This window comes from Streptomyces sp. NPDC060028, from assembly GCF_042736725.1.
Lineage (GTDB): Bacteria > Actinomycetota > Actinomycetes > Streptomycetales > Streptomycetaceae > Streptomyces.
Genome location: NZ_JBHWVJ010000148.1, coordinates 7024 through 9690, shown reverse-complemented (window position 1 = coordinate 9690; position 2667 = coordinate 7024). Strand labels below are relative to the sequence as shown.

Below are 2667 nucleotides of genomic sequence, written 5' to 3'. Positions count from 1 at the left end.
TTCTTCCCGACTGAATCGGGGATACGACAAAGCGCCTCATGGCGCACTGCCAGCGGTCGGCGACCTGCACTGCGTCGGGCAGGGCACGACGGATGGCCTCGGCATAGGTTGCGGAGCCGTCACGGCACACGACCTCGACGCCCGGATGCTCGCGCAGCCACGCTTCCAGCGTGTCGGCCGTGCGGTCGGGCAGCACGTCAATCCGCTCATGCGTTTCCGCGTCGATCACCACGGTCGCGTAGCGATGCCGCCGGCGCAGGGCGAAGTCGTCGACACCGATCACGCGGGGCACCCGCCCGGTGGGCAGCGCAATGCGCAGCAGGGTACGCAAGGCCGTGTGACGCGACAGGCCCATCGCGAGTATCGCCAGAAGACGCGATCCCGCACGGCCCGCTAACTCCTTGACCACGGCCTTGATCTGCCTGGTCAGGCGGGTTGTGCGTCGCTGGTATCGCTCCAGCACCCCGGGCAGCTGCTCGCGGAAGGTGTGACGGCAGCCGCGGGTAGGACACACCAGACGCCGTACCCGGACACGGACCACGACCCGCCGGCCGTCGATCGGCAGGTCGGCGACCGTCCGCCAGTGATAGCCGTGCACCCGCCCCGACAACGCCCCGCACACCGGGCAGACCGCGGTCGATCCCGGAGTCCGTGCCCTCACGAGGACGCGCTCACCATCGTCGACCACGTCCTCGATGACCAGCGGCGATATCCCCGAAAACACCGTCGCCACCAGCTCGTTGAGACTCTCCACGCCCATATCAACGACCTACACCACTCTGCGTCACCACCGAATGTGAGACAGGGCCGTTGACCGTACAGACCCACCTGGCATTCTCGGTATCTACGGGTGACGGCCGGTCGGCGCAGGTCAGGCGGCTATGGGACATGTCGGCGCGTGAGGCATCGAGTGGAAAGCGGTTCGGCTGAACCATTTCGTGGACGCGCGTGCGACAGCGGAGTTGTTCCGACCTGGGTACGTGGCCGGAGAGGCGTGTGGGACCGTGTTGTCGGTGTGGACTGCCAGGATGGCAGGCATGACGATCAAGGAATTGGCCAGTCACGCAGTTGCAGAGCAGCGGCTCGAACAGGCCCTGAAGGGCATAGTGGGTCGGGCCTCCCGCCGGTGGCACGACATGCGCTACGGCGACATGGCACTGCGGCGCGGGCTCAGGGAGCTCGGCGAGGAGCTGGCCGACCACATCGCGGCACGCACCGTGGCCGACCCGGACCTGCGTAGGCCCGACTCGCGCACCGCCCTGATCACGGCTGCGGAGTGCTCCTTGGGCGTGATGAGCCTCGGTTGCTTCCCCGACGGCGATTTTGAGGTCCCCCTTCCTCTCGTGGCGGAGACACTCAGCAGCGAGGAGCTTCACTACGAGGAGAGGTGGGAGCCGACCCACCCGGCGACCACGGCGCGGACCTGGACCGACGCGTTCGCGTGGTCCGTTATCAGCGGATTGATATGGGAGCGCAACCGGGTGCTTGGCCCTCTGCTGCGCGAGGACTACGCGCCGGCTATTCGTGACGGTGTTCCGTACTCGGAGCGGGAGTCGGTGTCCGACCCGGCCGACCTCGCCGAGATGGACGCGTTGTGCGGCTACCTGACCGTCGAGCAGGGGCGCTACCCTGGCGCACGCCCGGGCCGGGTGCCGCTGGGCAAGCCAGACACGGCCGAGCGGGCGCGAACGGCCGGGCAGCTCGATAAGGCCGGGCCGCTGGCACCGGACCAGCGGCTGTTGCGCGTCCTGCTCGACGACGACCAGGCCGCGTTTGAACAGGCCCTTCAGGAACGACTCGTGGCGCACCGCGAGAGCGCCGGCGCCGACCCGGCTACCCGGAGCCTGCTGCCGGTGGGAGCCGTCACGCTGGCCACCCTCGCGTGTCTCGCACACGGCTGGCAGATGGGTATCCGGTCCGCCTACCTGCCCGAAGCTCTGGTGAGCGTCCCACAGCAGTGAACGGCTGCGGGGGCCGCGGCGACTCCGGCCTGGGGGCGGCCCGCAGCCACGAACTTCTGTACGGGGAAACGGCATGCTGCCTCACATGCCTTACGGGCAAGTGTCCGGTGTCAACGAACCCAGTCCCCGTATCAAGGAATTGAGGCGACTGACCCCCTGGTCTGGGCAAGGAGGCCGTGCCCCCGCCCGCCCGGCGGTGAGGGCTTGCCGGAGTCGGTCTCCGCCGCTTCGGAGCAGGCGGAGCCAGGCTGCTTGGCGACGGTGTCCGCGTCGCCCTTGACGACGTAGACCTCCCGGGGGTCCTGGCCAGGTCCGTGAACCCAGACCTTGTCCCGGAGCGCGCAGCAGCAGTTGGGGTCGTTCTCCTCAGTTGTCACCAGACCGGCGGCCTGCTGACGCCGACCTGCCGCGATCACATCGCTGCTGTCCGCTACGGAGCCACTTCGCAGTCGCGAGTTCCAGGGCCTCCAGCACCCGCTCACCGGCCCGCTCGGTGATCGACGGGTCGTCCGCGACGATGTCCCGCGGCGCCTTCCGCCGCGCTTCGAACTCTGCGGCTATCCTGATCTCGCGCGTGAACCTGAAGTCGATGTCTGCGGCGGCGCGCCGCCGCTGGTACGGCCAGCCGGTGATGACGACTGGTCATCGAAGGCCGGCTGCCATGAGGCGGAGCACCAATTCGTGGCGTGCCGAGGCGAGCGTCGCC

2 protein-coding genes are annotated in these 2667 nt (G+C 68.7%); one reads left to right on the top strand and one right to left on the bottom strand.

The features are described 5' to 3' along the window. A partial coding sequence (locus tag ACFWBF_RS36520; RefSeq protein ID WP_385609152.1) for an ISL3 family transposase occupies positions 1–760 on the bottom strand: 760 nt, incomplete at its 3' end. Positions 761–1037: 277 nt separating this feature from the next. Here ACFWBF_RS36520 and ACFWBF_RS36515 point away from each other — a divergent pair. Next, positions 1038–1961: an immunity 49 family protein gene (locus ACFWBF_RS36515; protein ID WP_385609151.1), complete on the top strand. Its 924-nt coding sequence runs from the start codon at positions 1038–1040 to the stop codon at positions 1959–1961. Positions 1962–2667 lie beyond the last annotated feature (706 nt).